The sequence below is a fragment of the Gelidibacter algens genome, assembly GCF_001678675.1.
Lineage (GTDB): Bacteria > Bacteroidota > Bacteroidia > Flavobacteriales > Flavobacteriaceae > Gelidibacter > Gelidibacter algens.
On the sequence record NZ_LZRN01000010.1, the window covers coordinates 1 to 19,774 of the forward strand.

Sequence of the window (19,774 nt, forward strand, 5' to 3'; positions counted from 1 at the left end):
TAAATACTAATTTATTAAGGACTTAAATATTGACGTTATAATGCCGAATTTTTATGGTTGTTTTACAATCTAATACCTCGATTTGTAAATATGAAAAAAATAAACTTAGCCGTATCATGTGCAGGAAGTGGAATTGGCCAATCCATAATCAACTCTTGTAAACTCTCCGACTTACCTTTAGTTCTGTACGGATTTGATTCAAATCCGCTAGCGTATGGTTTATATTGTTGCGATTATCAGATTCAAACTCCAAAGTTAGTCACACCAAATTATATTGCATTAATAATTCAACTGTGTGTTGACCATGCCATTGATATCATTATACCAGGAACCGATGATGAAGTGCACCTGTTTTCAAAGCATATCGCAGATTTTGAAAATTCTAATATTAAGGTCATTGTTTCTGAAGAGAAATTTCTCGACATAGTAAGAGACAAAGTTTTGGCTAATGTTGAGTTTGGTAAACTGGCCGATATATTTGTTACAAGTTACTATAACGTGGGGTCATTGTTAATTGCGCTAGAAAGTAAAGAGGTAGCGTTGCCAGTTATCGCTAAACCAAGGAACGGCTCAGGATCTGTAGGTATTAAAATCATCAATACGCTAGAAGATCTTCAGGAATTAACGTCTCAACATATTTTTCAGGAACTTGCTGTGCCTCGTAAAAATGATGTGAATATCGAGAAGTTTAACAGCCTGATAGCAAAAAACATCAATCCACAAGTCTCTGAGTTGTCTATCCATTTGGTGGTAGGTAGAACAGGAGAAATCCTTGGAAAGATGGCCACCTTCAACCGATTGAAGCAAGGCGTGCCCGTTGAAATTTTGCCCTATACCAATCCATCTATCTGGGATGACATTGACAAATTGATTCCAACCTTTGTAGCATTGGGTTTAAAAGGGCCTCTCAACATCCAGGGGCGTATGACCGATAAAGGTCTCAGAATTTTTGAGATGAACGCCAGATTCACGGGAATCACCGGACTGCGTGCTAGTTTGGGATTTAATGAAGTTGAGGCGTGCATAAAAGAATGGCTGGGTTATGGACATCAGATCCAGCCAATGAAAGTGAACGGTACCCATTTCGGACTCAGGCAAACGACCAACATAGCTGTCGATATCACCAGGAATTCTCAGGTAGCAACCTTGTATAAAAAAATCAACGAGACAGATTTTAAAAAGGAAAAAACACTTTTGATTACTGGTGCCACCGGTTTTCTTGGTCGAAATTTAATAGACCGAATCATAGAAGATAAACAGTGGCACATAAATATTTGTGCGCTTACTCATGACAAGCAAAGAGCACAAGAGTTGCTTCCTACAACAGTCACGATATTTGATCATGAAGATTTAAAGATGGGCACCTTAGCTTTAGGTGGCATTTCCATATTATTGCATTTAGGGTTTGCAAGACCACATAAACCCTTGGACGATCTTGCCGAAAGTCTCGCGTTTACTTCAAAACTTTTTAGAAGGGCCGTGGAAAACCAGGTATCTTCCATCATTAACATATCATCGCAAAGTGTATATGGGCAACTCAATTTACCACCTTGGAAAGAGGATATGCCTATAGCACCAAATTCTCCATATGCTTTGGCAAAATATAGTAGTGAATTATTGTTGAGAGAACTGTCTCACCAACACAAACATATCCATACCACTTCAATAAGACTAGCGGGTATTGCCGGAGGAGCCAAAGGATTTGTAGATGTAGATTTAGTGTCCAAGTTAATTAAACAGGTAAAGGAAGGAAAAGATTTGCAAATTACGGGAGGTAATCAACAGTTTGAACGAATGGATGTGAGAGATGCCGTTTTGGGTTTGTTGGCGCTTTTGAAAACACCATCAAATGTTTGGAAGCCCGTCTACAATCTGGGAGCAGATGCCACCTTCACACTCATCGAGTTTGCGGAGAGTGTTTTGAAAATAGGACATGAAAGCTATCCAAATAACACGTCTCGGATAATCAGGACAGCCTCTGATCAAAATTCTAAGTTTGGAATGGATGTTTCTTTGTTTAAAGAAGATATGAAGTGGGTGCCAAAATATACTATTGAAGATACCATCCAATCACTGTTTGTATATGATTATTGATTGTATTTTGGTGAGACTGCTTTTTATAATTATTTTATGATTTATGTCGTCAGGAGTTCCTTTTTAAACCCGTATTTTAGTCTTATAACTTAAAAATAATACTCATGACAATTAACATTCAATTTGTAAACTTAGATTATAGTGATTCACTTGCTGAACATACCACTGAAAGATTACATAAAATGGCCGAAAAATATGATTGGTTGATCAACGCCGACGTTTTTTTTAAAGAAGAAGGCAATGAGCCTGAAAAAGGTAAAATTTGTAACATCAAATTGAGCTTGCCAGGACCCCAAATATTTGCAACCTCTGACGAGAAAAATTTTGAAATGTCCGTAAATGAAACAATTAGTGACTTAGTAATTCAGCTCAAAAAGAGAAAAGAGACATATAAGACGTATTAGGAACTAGGGACAGATGATCGATGACTGTTGGCGGAAGTTCAGAATTCAAATGAAACCAGAAACCTAAAATCTAAACTTGAAACCCAAAACTACCGATGGTGGTAAGGTTCATTCCTTAAAATAGTAAAAGCACGATACAATTGTTCAATCATGAACAAACGGATCATTTGATGGGAAAATGTCATTTTAGATAATGCTATTTTCCCATTTGCTTTATCGTAGACGTCTTGCGAAAATCCGTAAGGTCCTCCAATAACAAAAACCAATTGTTTGATACCTGAGTTCATATGTTTTTGTAGGTATTCAGAAAATCCTACAGAATCATAGTGTTGCCCGTTTTCATCTAAGAGAATAAGGACGTCTGTATTATTGAGCTTCGCCAAGATCAGTTCTCCTTCCTTTTGTTTCTGTCGCTCTTCACTTAAATTTTTGACTTTTTTCAAGTCTGGGATGATCTCAAAATCAAATTTGATGTAAAATCCCAAACGTTTCTGATAATCGTCAATTAGCATTTGCAATTGCTGATGGTCTGTTTTGCCAATGGCAAGAAGTTTTATTTGCATGACGTAAAATTACAAATTTGTAGTGATATGGAATTTGCGATTTGGAATTTGAGTATTTCCATTATCAATTAGTATTTTTACCTAAAATATCCCAAATAATGATTTCGCAGCAACAATTTGATAATGAAATAGAAGGTATCATTACCAATGCCATCAGGGAAGATGTGGGTGATGGCGATCATAGCTCTTTGGCGTGCATCCCTAGTTCCGCTCAGGGTAAGGCCAAGCTATTGGTGAAAGATAAAGGCATCATCGCGGGGGTAGCTTTTGCAAAACGGGTATTTCAGCACATTGACGAAGATTTAAAAGTAGAAACCTTGATTGAAGATGGCGCAGAGGTGAAGTATGGGGATATTGTATTTTATGTGGAAGGTCCATCCCAATCTATTTTGAAGGCTGAACGTTTGGTTCTAAACGCCATGCAACGGATGAGCGCTATTGCCACTAAAACGAAAACCTTTGTGGATTTGCTGGAAGGTACCGGCACAAAAATTTTGGATACGAGAAAAACTACTCCTGGGATACGAGCTCTAGAAAAATGGGCCGTAAAAATTGGAGGTGGAGAGAACCATAGGTTCGCGTTGTATGATATGATCATGCTCAAAGATAATCATATCGATTTTGCTGGCGGGATTACTAAGGCCATTACAAAAACCAAAGACTATCTGAAGGCAAAGAACTTAGATTTAAAAATTATCGTGGAGGCTAGAAATCTAGAGGAGATCAAGGAAATCCTTAAAACCGATGGTGTTTACAGGATCCTTATTGACAATTTTAATTATGAAGATACTAAAAAAGCAGTAGCCTTGATAGGCCATCAGTGTCTTACGGAGTCATCTGGTGGTATCAACGAAGAGACAGCGCGTGCGTACGCCTTATGTGGTGTGGATTATATCTCATCTGGTGCGCTTACACATTCTGTATACAATATGGACTTAAGTTTAAAAGCAGTTTAAATGACTGATAAGCCAGATGCAAATATTGAAGATGAAATTGAGGATAAACTCGATAAAATTCCCGTTGTAAGAAATCTCATCAAACTTCTTAAAAAAATAGAGTTGCCTGCTTTGGAGGGGTTGACCCTTTATTATTTTTTGAGACTCTATGGCAAAGGTGTTATTAAGGGTGCTGTAACCAGCAGGGCCAGTGCTATTGCCTTTAGTTTCTTTACGGCAATCTTTCCATTTTTATTGTTTATTATTATCTTGATTCCTCATATACCGGTAGCGGGATTTGAGTATGAGTTTAAAGGATTCTTGAACTCTGTATTGCCACCGCAAACATCCGATTTCTTTTTTGAAAACATCTTTCAGGATATTTACAAAGGCAATAATGGCGGCTTGATTTCAACCGTATTTCTATTGTCTATTTTTTTAATGGCCAATGGCATTAGTGCACTTTTTTCTGGTTTTGAAAGTTCGTACCATCAGCAACTGACACGTAGCGTTGTTAAACAGTATCTCTACTCGATGTTTGTGGCGCTTATTTTGGTTTTTTTATTGATCATAACCATTGCCGTTATGGGTTATTTTCAGATTTATGTCATTCAGCGGGTGCTGTATTATATGGATAAACAAGGCTATGAAACCTATGAGGAAGGCCTGTTTATGGTAGCCATAGCAAAATATGTGTTTTTTGTACTGATGGTTTATATGGCCACAGCAACCTTATATTATTTCGGAACAAAGGAAGGTAAGCATTCCAGGTTCTTTTCGGCAGGGGCCTTATTGACCACCATTTTGATCATTGTTTTTTCATATCTTTTTGGTATTTATGTCACTTATTTTTCGACCTATAATGAGCTCTACGGTTCAATTGGAGCCCTATTGATTCTATTATTTTACTTATGGTTGAACTCCAATATTTTATTGTTGGGTTTTGAGCTGAATGCCACCATAAGACTATTAAAGCGTTACAACAGTCAAAAACAAGAGGATCAAAACCAATCTTAATGTATCAGATGCAACACTTTATTGACGTCATACTTCCAATTCCGCTTGAAAAATTATTCACTTATAGCATCACCGCTGCTGAATCAGAATTTTTAAAGGCAGGCATGCGTGTGGCTGTTCCGTTTGGGAAAAGCAAGATCTATACCGCCCTAGTTTTTAATATCCATCAGCAAAAACCGATGGCCTATGAGGCCAAGGAGATCCATCAAATATTAGATGATGCTCCCATCACAACACCAAATCAGTTGAAGCATTGGCAATGGATTGCCGAGTATTACATGTGTACTTTAGGCGATGTGCTCCGGGCTGCACTACCTAATTCTTTTCTGCTTGAAAGTGAAACGATCATCTCAAAAAACACGGATAAAATCATCAATGATGAAGATTTGAAGGATGAGGAGTTTTTGGTATATGAAGCCTTGCACCACCAATCGTCATTGAAAATTCAGGATTTGATAAATATTCTGGATAAAAAAAATGTATTTCCTGTCATCAATTCCCTTTTGGATAAGGAGGCGATTGTGCTTCAGGAAGAGGTTTATGAAAAGTACAAGCCGAAAGTGGTGCGGCATGTCAAGCTAAATTCACAATACTCTGATCAGCAAAAGTTGAAGGATTTGTTAGAAGAATTGAGCCGAGCACCCAAGCAAAGGGATGTGGTCATGACTTTGTTTTCAATTTCTGCACAAACTAAAAAACCTGTAAAAGTTTCAGACCTTTCAGATGCCAGTGAAGCGTCTGCATCAATTATTAAGACACTAATCGATAAGAAAATTTTAGAGGAATATCATTTTCAGGAAGACCGCGTCGGGTATTCTGGAGATGCCAATGAAGCGTCCAAAACCTTAAATACGTATCAAGAGAAAGCGCTTGAAGAAATCAAACTGACCTTTGAAAAGCACAATATCACCTTACTTCATGGTGTGACTTCTTCAGGAAAAACAGAGGTGTATGTCAAGCTTATTGAAGAAGTCATTGCTACGGGTAAGCAAGTGTTGTATTTGCTACCAGAAATAGCCTTGACCACTCAACTGGTCAGTAGATTGGAAACCTATTTTGGCGGAAAGGTATCTGTTTACCATTCTAAATATTCGGCACACGAGCGTTTTGAACTTTGGCATAATGTGTTACAAAATCAACCTAAGGCGCAGATCGTATTGGGCGCTCGCTCTTCCATTTTTTTGCCATACCACGACTTAGGATTGGTAATTGTTGATGAAGAGCATGAAACGTCTTTTAAGCAGTTTGATCCCGCACCGCGCTACCATGCTCGGGATGCTTCTATTGTTTTGGCATCGTTATTTAATAGCAAAACCCTTTTAGGCTCAGCTACACCAAGTTTGGAAAGTTACCATAATGTGCAACTGGGAAAATATGGCTTGGTGGAAATCACGCACAGATTCAATGATGTGTTGATGCCAGAGATAGAATTGGTTGATATTCAGGATAAACACAAGCGCAAACGTATGAACGGTCATTTTAGCGACCGATTGATTGAAGAAATGACCGAAGCGCTCAAGGAAGGACATCAAATTATTCTTTTTCAAAACAGACGTGGCTTTTCGCCAATTGTAGAATGTACCACTTGTGGTCATGCGCCGCAGTGCCCAAATTGCGATGTGAGTTTAACCTACCACCAATATAAAAATGAATTGCGCTGTCATTATTGCGGCTACCATACCGTCATGCTCAAAAACTGCATGGCCTGTGGCAGTGTGGAACTCGACAATAAAGGCTTTGGCACGGAACAGGTGCAGGAAGAGGCACAGGCGCTTTTTCCTGAGCATAAAGTGGCGCGTATGGATTTAGACACCACACGTGGCAAATTTGGATATGATAAAATTATCACCTCTTTTGAACAAAAGGAAATTGATATTTTGGTAGGTACCCAGATGCTCACCAAAGGACTCGATTTTAGAAATGTAAAATTAGTGGGCATTATGAATGCTGATAACATGCTCAACTTCCCCGATTTTAGAGCGCATGAACGCAGTTTTCAACTCATGCTGCAAGTATCAGGCAGGGCAGGACGGACAGATGAACGTGGGAAGGTGCTGATTCAAACCTACAACCCGCACCATCGCATTTTGCAGCAGGTCTCCACCAATAATTATACTGATATGTATAAAGAGCAAATGGATGAGCGCCATAATTTTAACTATCCACCAATTTACAGGCTGATAAAAATCACATTGAAACACAAAGATTTTAATAAGGTGAATATCGGAGCAGAGTGGTATGCCACGGCATTGAAACAAGTGTTTAAAAGCAATATTTTGGGACCTGAATTCCCGCCAGTGTCACGAATAAGAAATCAATTTCACAAAAATATTCTGGTCAAAATTCCGCAGCAGCAATCCTTGCTAAAAACTAAAAAAGCCATCGTTAAAGTTAACAATAGCTTCTTAAGTATTACAGAATTTAGGTCGGTCAGGGTTATACTTAATGTCGATAATTATTAGTGAGATAGAAATTTGTTTTCAAATTTCGTAATCGAACTAATCCCGCTTTCGGGCGGGATCTCTTCTGTATTTTCTAGGTTTGCGTATAGAAATTTGTTTTTAAATTTCGTAATCGAACTAATCCCGCTTTTGGGCGGGGTCTCTTCTGTATTTTCTGGGTTTGCGTATAGAAATTTGTTTTCAAATTTCGTAATCGAACTAATCCCGCTTTCGGGCGGGATCTCTTCTGTATTTTCGAGGTGACCGTGTAGAAAATTGTTTGAAAATCTCGTTGTCGAACCAATCCCGCTTTTGGAGAGGGGTCTCCTTTGTGTTTCAAAAAGTCAAAATTGAACTTCGGTTACAAACGTCGTGATTGACTCATTAAATATTGTTCAAGGCATCCACAAGTTCAGATTTTTTATTTCTACTCAGTGGAATTTCATAAGCACCAACTTCAACATTTTTGCTGTTGAAACGGTCTACCTTGTCTAAATTGACAATATAAGATTTGTGAATTCTCAAAAATTTGCCTTCAGGAAGTTCCTGTTCAAAAGCTTTCATGGTTGATAGTACCACCAGGCTGTTCTCTTCAGTGACCAATTTCACATAATCACCAAGGGCTTCAATCCATTTGATGTCCTTAATATAAACTTTACGTTTTTTAAGGTTGCTTTTGACAAAAATATGCTCGCCATCAGTTTCGTTGAAATCTAGTTTCAATTTGTGCTGTTCCACGGCTTTTTCAACAGCAACGTTAAAACGCTCTCTGGTGATTGGTTTTTGCAAATAATCTGTGGCATCATAATTAAAGGCTTTAAACGCATATTCCGTTTTACCAGTAACAAAAATAATTTGGGGTTTGTTGTTGAGGACGTCAAGTAGCTCAAAACCATTGAGTACAGGCATTTCAATATCTAAAAAGATAAGATCCACCTTATGGGTGTTTAAGCCGTTTTTGGTCTCTAATGCACTACTATATTCTGCAATAAGGTTAAGCGATGAATGATTTTCAATTAACTTTACAATCGACAACCTTTGTATCGCAGAGTCATCAACAACTACACAGTTTAAAGTCATAACATTTGGTTTATTTAGGTTAAGATATCGACAATAGTACAAAAAATTCGGATAAAAACCAAAAAACATCGGTAAACCGTTTAATTTAACATTATTTTTGTTCAGTAGAAGTATTGAATAAAATTACTAATAAATTAGTTGTCAATACAACAAATAATGGTTATTTTTGCAGCCATTTTTAATTATTAAATACAATTATATGAATCATTATGAAACTGTTTTCATCTTAAATCCCGTTTTATCTGAAACCCAGATAAAGGAAACAGTAGAGAAATACGAAGATTTTCTTGTTTCTAGAGGAGCGAAGATGGTATCCAAAGAAGATTGGGGCTTAAAAAAATTAGCCTATCCAATTCAAAACAAAAAAAGTGGCTTTTACCACTTATTTGAGTACACTGTTGATGGTCAGGTTATCAATCCATTAGAAGTAGAGTTTAGACGTGACGAGCGTTTTATGCGTTATTTAACCGTGAAATTGGACAAACATGCCATTTCTTGGGCTGAAAGAAGAAGAACTAAAATCAAACAAAAAGCGTAATTATGTCATCAATAGAACAACAAGCTAAAGGAAAAAAAGATGGTGAGATCAGATATTTGACACCATTGAATATTGACACAAGCAAAACTAAAAAGTATTGTCGTTTCAAGAAATCTGGCATCAAGTATGTTGATTACAAAGACGCTGATTGGTTATTAGGTTTTGTAAACGAACAAGGTAAATTGCTACCAAGACGTTTAACAGGAACATCATTAAAATACCAAAGAAAGGTATCTGTTGCAGTAAAAAGAGCGCGTCACCTTGCGTTGATGCCTTATGTAGCAGATTTATTAAAATAATAAAAACATAACTATGGAACTTATATTAAAACAAGACGTTGAAAATTTAGGATTTAAAGACGATGTTGTAACGGTTAAGAACGGTTATGGTAGAAATTTTTTAATTCCTCAAAAACAAGCGGTCATGGCGACAGTTTCAGCTAAAAAAGTATTGGCTGAAAACTTGAAGCAACGTGCGTTTAAAGAAAAACAAGTAATTGCAGAAGCTCAAAAACAAGCGGATGCAATCAAAGCATTGGAAATTAAATTAACTTCTAAAGCTGGTGCCGGTGCAACTGCAGGAGACAAGATCTTTGGTTCTATTACCAATATTGATTTGGCTAACGCGTTGGACAAAGAAGGTGTTTCAGTTGATAAAAGGTACATCGCCATTACAGGTGGTAATATCAAACGTTTAGGTCAATATGACGCTATTATCAGACTTCATAGAGACGTTACCGTGAATATGACTTTTGAAGTTATTGCTGAAGCATAATCAGATTTTTTAAGTTAAATAATTAACATTTTTAAGTTAATAAATAAAAAGGGCTACTCGTTTGAGTAGCCTTTTTTATTTTAATTTTACCAAGGACTGACCAAACCAACACAAACTATGAAAAAATTACTATCGACTTTAATTTTAATGTTTTGCACCATTGTGGCTTTTGCACAAGTAACAACCTCAAACATTAAAGGTTTAATTCTTGATGAGACCCAACAACCTTTGCCTGGAGTAAATGTTGTTGCCATCCATACACCCACAGGAACTGTTTATGGATCTGCAACTAATTTTGATGGAAGGTTTAATTTACTTAACCTAAGAGTAGGCGGCCCCTACAAAATAACATTGAGCTATGTTGGCTATAAAGAGCAAATATTCAATGAAATTTATCTGACATTGGGAAAAACTGAGGAGATAGATTTTGCAATGGTGCCAGATAGTCAGCAATTAGATGCTGTAGTCTTAACAGGAACAAGTTCTACTGGTACATTTGGTGCAGATAGAACTGGTGCAGAAACAAATGTTGGCAGAAGAGAGCTTACAAGATTGCCAACCATTTCACGATCTGCTTCAGACTTTACAAGACTTGAACCAACAGCAAGTAATGGTTCTTTTGGCGGTAGGAATGACCAATATAATAATTTTTCACTTGATGGTGCAATCTTTACAAATCCATTTGGACTAGATGCAGCAACCCCAGGTGGACAAACAGACTCACAACCAATTTCACTCGATGCCATAGAGCAAATAACAGTGTCCACCGCACCTTACGATGTTACTCAGTCTGGATTTACCGGAGCTGCCGTTAATGCGGTCACGAAAAGTGGAACCAATGAATTTCACGGCACAGTTTACGGATTTTTCAGAAACGAAGATCTAACGGGAGGTAAAGTGAGTGGAGAAGATGTTGTGAAACCAAAATTGGAACAGAACCAATATGGTTTCAGTATCGGCGGTCCTATCATAAAGAACAAACTGTTCTTCTTTGCAAATTTCGAAAAAGACGAACGCACTGATTTGGGAACTAACGGTTTTATACCAAACACAGGAAGTGGCGCTGTGAATGAATCTCGAGTACTTGAACAAGATTTGATTACGGTTCAAAACGCACTTTTGGACATTGGTTATAATCCAGGAGCCTATGAAGGTTTTACTTATGGTGCAAAATCAAACAAGGGTATTTTTAAACTAGACTGGAATATCAACGAAACTAATCGATTGGCAGTTATATATAACTACCTGAATGCTTCCAAGGAAAAACCAGCACATCCATCAGCGCTTGGTTTTAGAGGGCCAAGCGTCAATACGCTTCAATTTCAAAATTCAGGATATGAAATCAATAATAACATCCGGTCTGTACAATTGGAATTGAATTCGACCTTATCAGACGAGGCCAGTAATAAATTCCAAATTGGTTACACTCATTTTGATGATTTTAGAAATCCATTATCAACACCGGCACCAACAATTACCATTACAAAAGATGGGTCCAATTATATTATTGCTGGTCATGAGCCATTTTCTATCAATAATAAATTAGATCAAAAAGTGTTGCAATTTTCTGATAATCTCAATTTTTTTAAAGGGGATCATACATTTACCATCGGATTATCTTTTGAAAAATTTCAATTTGACAACTCATTCAATTTAGGCGCATACGGAGCTCGAGGAGTCTTTTTTCCAACGACAACCATGTCTGATTTTCAAAATTTGGTCGACTCCGGTCAGTTACAGGATTTGTTTGATGCCGCTAATGCAGCGCACAACTCTTTAACTGCCAATGGAGAAGGAGTTGCTGGCGGATTTACCTTGTCGGAAACCAATGTTGGCCAAATGTCTTTCTATGCACAAGATGAATGGAACGTGAATGAAAAATTCAAATTAACCTATGGCGTTCGTTTTGATAAACCACTATATTTTGATTCCGCTGAAAAGGCGCAAGAAGTAATAGATCGAGGATTTGTAGTTCCAGATATCGAATATTATAACCCAAATACGGGAGAAAGAGTATTGATCGATAATACCCAATTGCCATCAAACCAATGGCTCATATCGCCAAGATTAGGATTTAATTACGATGTTAAAGGCGATAAAACATTCCAGGTGCGCGGTGGTTCTGGTTTGTTTACGGGACGTTTTCCTTTTGTTTGGCTAGGGAATCAAATAGCGAATCCAGATGTATTTTTCTTGCAAGCCGTTGACCCTGACTATAAATTTCCACAGGTATGGAGAACAAACATTGGAACAGATTATAAATTAGAAAATGGCATTATTTTGACAGGTGATGTGTCTTATACTAGAGACACCAATGGTGCACATGTTCAGAATTGGGGTTACTGCCACCATCGGCAAGCTTAAATGGCGTGGATGACAGACCAATTTATGCTCCGAGTGATATTATCAATAATGCTTATGTATTTACCAATACGGATAAGGGGAGAATTTGGAATGTTTCTGCCAAAGCACAGAAATCATTCGACAACGGATTATATACCATGTTGGCCTATAGTTTTCTAAATGCAAAAGATGTCAACTCAATCGAAGCTGAAATTACAAGTGATGCCTTCGCCGGCAATCCTGCTTTGGGAAATGTCAATGATGATGTTTTAGGTTTTTCAAAATATGGAGATAAACATAGATTCATAGGAGTTGCGAGTAAAAAATGGACTTATGGAAAGGGAAAATACGGAACAACCATTTCTACATTTTTTGAATATGCGCAAGGTGGACGTTATAATTATACCTATGGAGGAGACATTAATGGAGATGGATCAAATCTTAATGATTTAATTTACGTTCCAACATCGGCCGAAATCGGTCAACAACAGTTTTCAGGTGGACAAGCCGAGCGAGAGGCTTTTGACGCTTATATTGCTCAAGATGACTATTTGAACGGGCGACGAGGTCAGTATGCTGAGCGCTATGCTGCAATTGCACCTTGGAGAAGTCGTTGGGATTTGAAAGTGCTCCAAGATTTCAATTTTAACATCGCAGGTAAAACGAATACGCTTCAGTTAAGTGTCGATGTATTAAATGTGGGTAACTTATTAAATTCCGATTGGGGATTGATTCAACTGCCAAATAGTGTACAGCCTATTGGTGTTAGTGTTGACCCAAATACCAATATCCCAACCTATACCTTTAATCCCAACTTAACGAAAACATACAGTTATGATTCTAGTTTGGCATCGAGATGGCAAGCACAATTTGGATTGCGCTATATATTCTAGTTTTTGAATTTAAATTTATAAATTTGCGCTCTTGTAAAAAGGAGCGCATTTTTTATTTATCAAAGCTAATATGAAATACACACGACTTACCAAAGAACAATTTGAGGAATTACATCAGGAATTTATTAACTTTTTAGCTACTCAATCCATTACTGCAGAGGAGTGGACGGATATTAAGACCAATAAACCCGAAGTGGCAGAAGAAGAATTGGATGTCTTCAGCGATTTGGTTTGGGAGGGTGTTTTAAGCAAGGTGATTTATTTAGAGCATATTTCTCCACAACAGATGCACCTCTTCCATCTAAAAGAGAAGGACATGCAATTGATTGCTGTAAAATTAAATAGAGATACCGCTGACCTAACCACTAGCGAAGGTTTTGAATGGTTGAGAGATAATCTCCTATCTGATGATGTCGAATTTTTGACCGCCAACAAAGTATATTCGGAAGATAAAGCGTTGGATAAATTTAAACTCATCCAGCAAGGCGGCGTGATCACCAAAGGCGATTTATACATGTATTTTGAAAAGTTGGTGGTGAAGTAGTTTTTTTAGTTAGAAGCTGGAAGCTGGAAGCTGGAAGCTGGAAGCTGGAAGTTGGAAGTTAGACGCTAGAAGTTAGAGGCTAGAAACAAGAAACAAGAAACAAGAAACAAGAAACATAACGATCTAACATCTACTCATACCTCAAAGACTCTATAGGATCCAATTTAGCGGCTTTTATTGCCGGAAGCAACCCAGCAACAACAGCTACAATAAAAGCGATGGTAAACGCGCTGAACATAGCGAGCCAAGGTGTTGAGAATTGAAAGTCGGCCGCAGCTGAAACGGCGTACCCAATAAGAACCCCTAACATAATTCCTAAAATGCCACCCAATTGGCCAATAATTATGGCTTCCATAAAAAATTGTGTGGCTATAGTTTTCTTTTTTGCACCCAAAGCTTTCCGCACACCAATCTCTCGTGTACGTTCAGTAACGGAAACAAACAAGATGTTCATAAGCGCAATTGAAGAACCTAAAATGGTGATCATACTAATTACCCAAGCAGCAACATAAAGATAACCTGTGATGGAGCCAATACGGTTAATTAAATCGTCACTGCGTTCTAGCCCAAAATCATTATCTTCAACGGGATTCAATGCTCTCACATTTCTGAAGGTTAAAATAGCATCATCCTGTGCACCTTCCAACATGTCTTTTTTATCGGTTTTAACGCTCAAACTATAGTTGATATTCGGACTCGTAAATAGCGTTCTCGCTTTTTGAATGGGGATCATCACACGCAAATCCTGATTGTTTCCAAAGGTGGAACCCTTCGATTTCAAAACACCAATCACCTTAAATTTTGCACCTCTCACACTTATGGTTTGCCCAATAGGATTGACATCGCTCAAGATAGACTTTGCCAAATCGCTCCCAATCACACATAATGTGGAGCTATTGTCAATATCAAAAACGTTGAACTCACGGCCTTCACTAATTTCAAGTCCGGAGTTTTGGATAAAATTTTCATTGACTCCCAAAACAGTCACTTCAGGATCTGTTTTTGTATTTTCATACTTAACTTCAGCGGTTTGTGTGCCTACAAAAGACACTGACACTTTGGTGAATGGGAATTTATAGGTATCCTCAAAATCTTTGACATCTCTATAACTAATAATCGGATTGATTTTTTGAACTTCCTTCCCACTTTGACGTTGGGTTGTAAATTCATATCGCTGAATATTGAAGGTGTTGGCCCCCATTGAAGAAAAATCGCTTGAAATTGTATTCTCCAAAGCCGAAACTGCACTTAAAATTCCCACTAAAGCCGTGATACCAATGGCAATAATTAAAACGGTCAAAATGGTACGTAACAGTTGGGTGCGGATGGAATTGAAGGCAATTCTAATATTCTCTCTGAATAATGAAAACATAAAGGCTAGTTGTTCTTGTTAAGGTCGATAGCTATAAGACTACAAACGGTCAATAAAGTTACTATAAATTTGAAATAACTATCCAATTATTTTAAAACACGTCTTGAAACTCTGTAACTCTCCTTTTTCTCTGGGTAACTCTGCGAAATAGCTTTAACCTTGCAAAATGAAATTGAACCTAGCAAGAAGACACCAACTTTTAGGCTGAAATTTCTAGAATTATAATATTTTTGCAAGAGTAAAACTAATTTTAAAAAGATTCCCGCTTTCGCGGGAAGTAAACATGGCACAAAAACCAAGCATCCCAAAAGGCACGAGAGATTTCAATCCGGAAGAAGTTGCAAAACGCAATTATATTTTTAATACCATACGTCAGAATTTTGAGCGTTTTGGGTTCCAACCTATAGAAACCCCTAGTTTTGAAAATTCAGAAACCTTAATGGGCAAATATGGCGATGAAGGAGACCGTTTGATCTTTAAGATTTTGAATTCTGGAGATTTTTTAAATAAAGCCGATCAACAGGCTTATGACGCAAAAGACTCTCATAAAATAACAGGCTCCATTTCAGAAAAAGCCCTCCGCTACGACCTCACCGTTCCCTTCGCCAGATATGTCGTGCAACACCAAAATGAGATAGAATTCCCTTTTAAACGGTACCAAATCCAACCCGTGTGGAGGGCCGACCGTCCTCAGAAAGGACGCTTTAGAGAATTTTTCCAATGTGATGCTGATGTGGTGGGCTCTCAATCGTTATGGCAAGAAGTGGAATTTGTCCAATTATACGATGCCGTATTTACAGCCTTAAAATTGGAAGGTGTCACTATAAAAATTAATAATCGTAAAATTTTGTCAGGGATTGCTGAAGTGATTGGCGCTCAAGATAAGTTGATCGACTTTACCGTAGCACTCGATAAATTGGATAAAATAGGAGAGGAGAAGGTCAAGGAAGAAATGTTGGAGAAAGGTATTTCCCAGTCTGGAATTGATAAGTTGCAGCCGTTGTTTACTCTGTCAGGAACTTTTGAGTCGCAGATTGCACAATTAAAAACAATTCTTTCCACTTCTGAAGAGGGCAAAAAAGGCATTCAAGAATTGGAGTTTATTGACAAGGCCATTTCAGAATTGAAATTACACACTGCAAACCTGCAATTGGATGTCACCTTGGCACGCGGACTCAACTATTACACAGGTGCTATTTTTGAAGTGTCTGCGCCTGAAGGTGTCTCTATGGGATCAATTGGTGGTGGCGGCCGTTATGATGATTTGACCGGAATTTTTGGATTGAAAGACGTGAGTGGTGTGGGCATTAGTTTTGGACTCGATCGTATTTATTTGGTCTTGGAAGCCTTGAGCTTATTTCCTGAAACCATCACCAATACTGTAAAAGCGCTATTCATTAATTTTGGAGAAGCAGAAGCAATGGCGAGTATGAAAGCTATTAAGGAACTTAGAAATCACGGTATTAATGCTGAGCTGTTTCCTGATCACAAGAAAACAATCAAGCAGTTCAATTATGCCAATAAACGCAATATTCCGAACGTTGTTTTAGTGGGCGAATCTGAACTGGCATCAGAAACATTTACGCTTAAAAATATGGCTTCAGGAGCGCAGCAATCTGTTGATCTGAACACCTTGGTATCTTTGTTGGGAAACTAATTTAGTGTGAGTATAAAGAAACCAATTACATAAATAATTTTCTCAATTCTCCCAAGATCACCTAAAACACAACAGTTATGCTGATAAGTGAGGATTCAAAACCGGCAATAAAACAAATCGCCTACTCTAATAAAAGAGTAGACGATTGCACTTGGTTGGTTAGAACAAGCGGTTAAAAGTTGCTATTTGCTTATTTATAATTCAATGTGTCTGTTTTATGTTTTTCAGTTTAGGGCATGTTACCAAAAACATGCTTTAAGAGTACACCATTATTTCAGGATCATAAACTCACAACGTCTGTTGATGGCATGTTCTTCGTCACTACAATCTCCATCACACTTTACAAGAGGCACGCGTTCACCGTAGCCTTTAGAACGCAGTCTACTTCTTTCAATGCCGTTTTCTACCAAATACTCTAGGGTAGCGGCGGCTCTTTGATGTGACAGATGCAGGTTGTGCAAGTCAGAGGCTCTATTATCAGTATGTGCAGCCAATTGGATTTCCATACGTGGATATTTGTTCAGTAAGTAAACCAGCACGTCCAACGTTCTTGCGGCCTCTGGCTTAATTTCCCATTTACTGAATTCAAAATAGATATTTTCCAATTCGATATACGTATAGCCATCATCTTTAGTAACTACAATGTCTTCGGCATCATCATAAGATTCAATGGACAATTCAATATTAAAGGTAATATTGCCATCATCATTAGTGGTCAAGGTTTCTGAGGATGAGATATAAAAATCCCGATCAGCTTCAATAATATATGTTTTGTTGGGCTCAGTATTAAAAACATATTGCGCATCTTCGCCTACCACCATTTGGCCTATAAGTGTCTCATTTTCATCAAACAACGTCACAGTTGTTCCGGCAAGTAAGTTTTTGGAGTTTTTATCAATAACATTGCCTTCTACAGTAAACTGGCGTTCGTTATCCTTGCGTGTATAGGCATACAAATTGTCGTAGCCCGTACGGTTGGATGCAAAATAGCCGGTGTCGTCTCTTTGGCTGAGGATAAAACCAAAATCATCCCCTTCTGAATTAATTGTTCCGCCCAAATTAAGAGGTTTGGAATAGACACCATTATAAACCTTGCTCATAAAAATATCCAATCCGCCCATACTTTGATGTCCATCTGAAGCAAAATAAAGCGTGTTTTCCCTATCCAAAAATGGAAATTGCTCTCTGTGGATGGTGTTTATGGTTTTATCAAGATGAACAGGATCACTATAGCTTTGCTCTACATAACCTTCATAACTAGTGGTGAGATCCACATAAAAAATATCAAAAGAACCAAAACTCCCGGGCATATCACTCGAAAAATACAGTTTTGAATTGTCTCTGTTCAGCACTGGGTGTTGTGTGGAGTAGAAGTCGCTGCTAAAAGGCAATTCTTCAATATTAGTCCACAACGTGTCTACCAGTTGAGCCTTAAAGAGCTTAACCGTTGCCACCAATTCTTCTCCAATCAGCACGCGTTTGTCATTTGTACGAGAGAAATACATGGTTTTGCCATCTGTTGTAAATGTGGCGTTACTCTCATGGGTTTTGGTATTGATTGCGTCTGAAAAGGGTTTGATATTGATCAGTTTCTTGTCTTGAGAAACCTCAGCTTCATAAAGGTCTAAATACGGTTGATTGTTCCAGCTATAGGTTGGGTTTTTGGAATTTCTGAACGATGCGAACACCACTTTATTACCAAAATAGGAGATACCAAAATCGCCAGTACGAGAACTTTCGTTCATCTGTTGGATGGTATAGTGGTATGGCACGATCATATCAAGATTGGTCAAAAATTTCTCGGTGTTTACAACATATCCCAAATATTCGCCCATAATTTTATCGGCGTTTTCATAATCCTTCACGCCTTTCAAGGTTTGGGCATAGCGATAATAGACCTCGGGTTGCAAACTGTCTTTATAGCTAGTAAATAATCCGGCATAAGGTGTTCTGGCCAATTTCATTTCGGAATTGTAATAGTATGAATCGGCTAGTTTTTGTAGTACTTCCTGACTTTGACCAAGCTCTCGGTAGATTTCTGCCGCCTCTACATAAGATTTTTGTGCAAAGAGTTTGTTGGCCTTTTTCAAGCTCGGTCTTTGCGCATGGACTGACCATTGCGCAACAAGTAAAAATAGAAGTAGGCAAACGTTTTTCATGGTTGTTATTTTAGAAAAATCTTGGCGATTTATCATATCCTTTTGGTTTTCCTAGTGTGTCTATATCAAATAAAATCATGATTTCATGAGATCCTGAATTGAATTGGCCCAGATTGGATAACGTATAATCATAAGCATAGCCAATGCGCATGGAGGGGCTGACCCTAAAATTGGCAAGACCCGTAATGGCATCATCAAACCGATAACCAGCACCAACCTCAAGCACGTTGTTGATCAGGACATTCGCGGTTAAATCAATTGATAATGGCGCTCCAGCCACCGATTTGGTCATAAATGCAGGTTTCAACTTCAACTGCTCATTGATGTCAAATACATACCCTGCCGTAAGAAAAAAGTGAAGGTCTTCAACACCATTGGCAACAATACCGCTATCATTCTCAAGGTGTTTTGAATTTAATAAATTGGGTGCAGAGAAGCCTACATAATAATTTGTTCCAAAAAGATAAGCACCAGCGCCAATATTTGGAAATGTTTTACTCAGGTTATTGGCGAATGCCGGATCTGGCAAATCATCAGAATAAACAAATCCGTTAAAGTTGGTATTGAAAAAGGTAGCTCCGGCTTTGACACCCAAAGAGAGTTTTGTGTTGGTTCCTACCGGTAGAATATAGGCAAAATCTGCATATACATTGGTTTCATTGACCACATTGCCAATTTGATCGTTAATAACAGAGAGTCCCACCTGTATTTTTTCTTGTAAAGGCACATGTACAAAAAGAGACCCAGTATTTGGTGCACCCACAGTACCCACCCATTGTGAGCGGTACAAAGCTCCCACATTGATTAGATCTCCTTCAGTGGCATAGGCAGGATTGATCACACTCATATTATACATATACTGCGTGTATTGCGGATCTTGTTGTGCCACGCTTGATAGTCCTATCAGGAGGAGAAAACTGTGAAGCGTATATTTTAAAATTCTAATTCCCATAGATACAT

General features: G+C 38.0%; 15 protein-coding genes and 1 pseudogene. 11 read left to right on the forward strand and 5 right to left on the reverse strand.

Features of this window, described 5'->3' with window-relative positions; all coding sequences use genetic code 11:
* Nucleotides 1-90: 90 nt before the first annotated feature.
* Entirely contained in the window at nt 91-2,094 is a 2,004-nt protein-coding gene (locus A9996_RS06600; RefSeq protein WP_066432489.1) for an NAD-dependent epimerase/dehydratase family protein, read from the forward strand.
* A gap of 104 nt (nt 2,095-2,198) precedes the next feature.
* Complete coding sequence (locus A9996_RS06605) at nt 2,199-2,498, forward strand: HPF/RaiA family ribosome-associated protein (RefSeq protein WP_066432491.1); 300 nt, start codon at nt 2,199-2,201, stop codon at nt 2,496-2,498.
* Nucleotides 2,499-2,587: 89 nt separating this feature from the next.
* Here A9996_RS06605 and rlmH read toward each other — a convergent pair whose 3' ends face one another.
* The gene (rlmH, locus tag A9996_RS06610) at nt 2,588-3,061 is read right to left on the reverse strand and encodes a 23S rRNA (pseudouridine(1915)-N(3))-methyltransferase RlmH (RefSeq protein WP_066432492.1); all 474 of its coding nucleotides are present in this window, start codon (nt 3,059-3,061) and stop codon (nt 2,588-2,590) included.
* A 98-nt stretch (nt 3,062-3,159) separates the two neighbouring features.
* Here rlmH and nadC point away from each other — a divergent pair, with 98 nt between their 5' ends.
* Genes nadC through priA form a run of 3 tightly spaced genes read left to right on the forward strand, consistent with a single transcriptional unit; the run spans nt 3,160 to nt 7,475 of the window.
* A complete protein-coding gene (gene nadC, locus A9996_RS06615) occupies nt 3,160-4,017 on the forward strand; it encodes a carboxylating nicotinate-nucleotide diphosphorylase (RefSeq protein WP_066432497.1) in 858 nt (285 codons plus the stop codon).
* The gene (locus A9996_RS06620) at nt 4,018-5,013 is read left to right on the forward strand and encodes a YihY/virulence factor BrkB family protein (protein WP_066432498.1); all 996 of its coding nucleotides are present in this window, start codon (nt 4,018-4,020) and stop codon (nt 5,011-5,013) included.
* 8 nt (nt 5,014-5,021) lie between these two features.
* Nucleotides 5,022-7,475 (forward strand): replication restart helicase PriA, encoded by a 2,454-nt coding sequence (priA, locus tag A9996_RS06625; protein WP_066432651.1) that lies wholly within the window; start codon nt 5,022-5,024, stop codon nt 7,473-7,475.
* Nucleotides 7,476-7,838: 363 nt separating this feature from the next.
* Here the strand turns inward: priA and A9996_RS06630 are convergent, their stop codons facing one another.
* The gene (locus tag A9996_RS06630; protein WP_066432499.1) at nt 7,839-8,534 is read right to left on the reverse strand and encodes a LytR/AlgR family response regulator transcription factor; all 696 of its coding nucleotides are present in this window, start codon (nt 8,532-8,534) and stop codon (nt 7,839-7,841) included.
* Nucleotides 8,535-8,733: 199 nt separating this feature from the next.
* Here A9996_RS06630 and rpsF point away from each other — a divergent pair, with 199 nt between their 5' ends.
* From rpsF to A9996_RS06655, 5 genes and pseudogenes are all read left to right on the forward strand, one after another.
* Nucleotides 8,734-9,072 (forward strand): 30S ribosomal protein S6, encoded by a 339-nt coding sequence (rpsF, locus tag A9996_RS06635; RefSeq protein WP_066432502.1) that lies wholly within the window; start codon nt 8,734-8,736, stop codon nt 9,070-9,072.
* A 2-nt stretch (nt 9,073-9,074) separates the two neighbouring features.
* On the forward strand, nt 9,075-9,371 hold the full coding sequence (gene rpsR / locus A9996_RS06640; RefSeq protein WP_033961670.1) for a 30S ribosomal protein S18: 297 nt from the start codon (nt 9,075-9,077) through the stop codon (nt 9,369-9,371).
* Between the two features lie 13 nt (nt 9,372-9,384).
* Nucleotides 9,385-9,846, forward strand: a complete 462-nt coding sequence (rplI, locus tag A9996_RS06645; protein WP_066432503.1) for a 50S ribosomal protein L9 — start codon at nt 9,385-9,387, stop codon at nt 9,844-9,846.
* Between the two features lie 117 nt (nt 9,847-9,963).
* A pseudogene (locus A9996_RS06650) lies at nt 9,964-13,082 on the forward strand (TonB-dependent receptor).
* Nucleotides 13,083-13,152: 70 nt separating this feature from the next.
* Complete coding sequence (locus tag A9996_RS06655; RefSeq protein ID WP_066432505.1) at nt 13,153-13,626, forward strand: DUF6495 family protein; 474 nt, start codon at nt 13,153-13,155, stop codon at nt 13,624-13,626.
* 130 nt (nt 13,627-13,756) lie between these two features.
* Here A9996_RS06655 and A9996_RS06660 read toward each other — a convergent pair whose 3' ends face one another.
* Nucleotides 13,757-14,998 (reverse strand): ABC transporter permease, encoded by a 1,242-nt coding sequence (locus A9996_RS06660; RefSeq protein WP_066432507.1) that lies wholly within the window; start codon nt 14,996-14,998, stop codon nt 13,757-13,759.
* A gap of 283 nt (nt 14,999-15,281) precedes the next feature.
* Between A9996_RS06660 and hisS the strand changes: the two genes are divergently transcribed.
* Nucleotides 15,282-16,655 carry a histidine--tRNA ligase gene (hisS, locus tag A9996_RS06665; protein ID WP_066432509.1) on the forward strand — a complete coding sequence of 458 codons (1,374 nt, stop codon included), beginning with the start codon at nt 15,282-15,284 and terminating at the stop codon, nt 16,653-16,655.
* Between the two features lie 269 nt (nt 16,656-16,924).
* On the opposite strand, the gene A9996_RS06670 is transcribed toward hisS, so the two are convergent.
* Both A9996_RS06670 and A9996_RS06675 read right to left on the reverse strand, forming a co-directional pair.
* Entirely contained in the window at nt 16,925-18,814 is a 1,890-nt protein-coding gene (locus tag A9996_RS06670) for an OmpA family protein (RefSeq protein ID WP_066432652.1), read from the reverse strand.
* 10 nt (nt 18,815-18,824) lie between these two features.
* The gene (locus A9996_RS06675) at nt 18,825-19,766 is read right to left on the reverse strand and encodes a PorP/SprF family type IX secretion system membrane protein (protein ID WP_066432513.1); all 942 of its coding nucleotides are present in this window, start codon (nt 19,764-19,766) and stop codon (nt 18,825-18,827) included.
* Between the last annotated feature and the right edge of the window lie 8 nt (nt 19,767-19,774).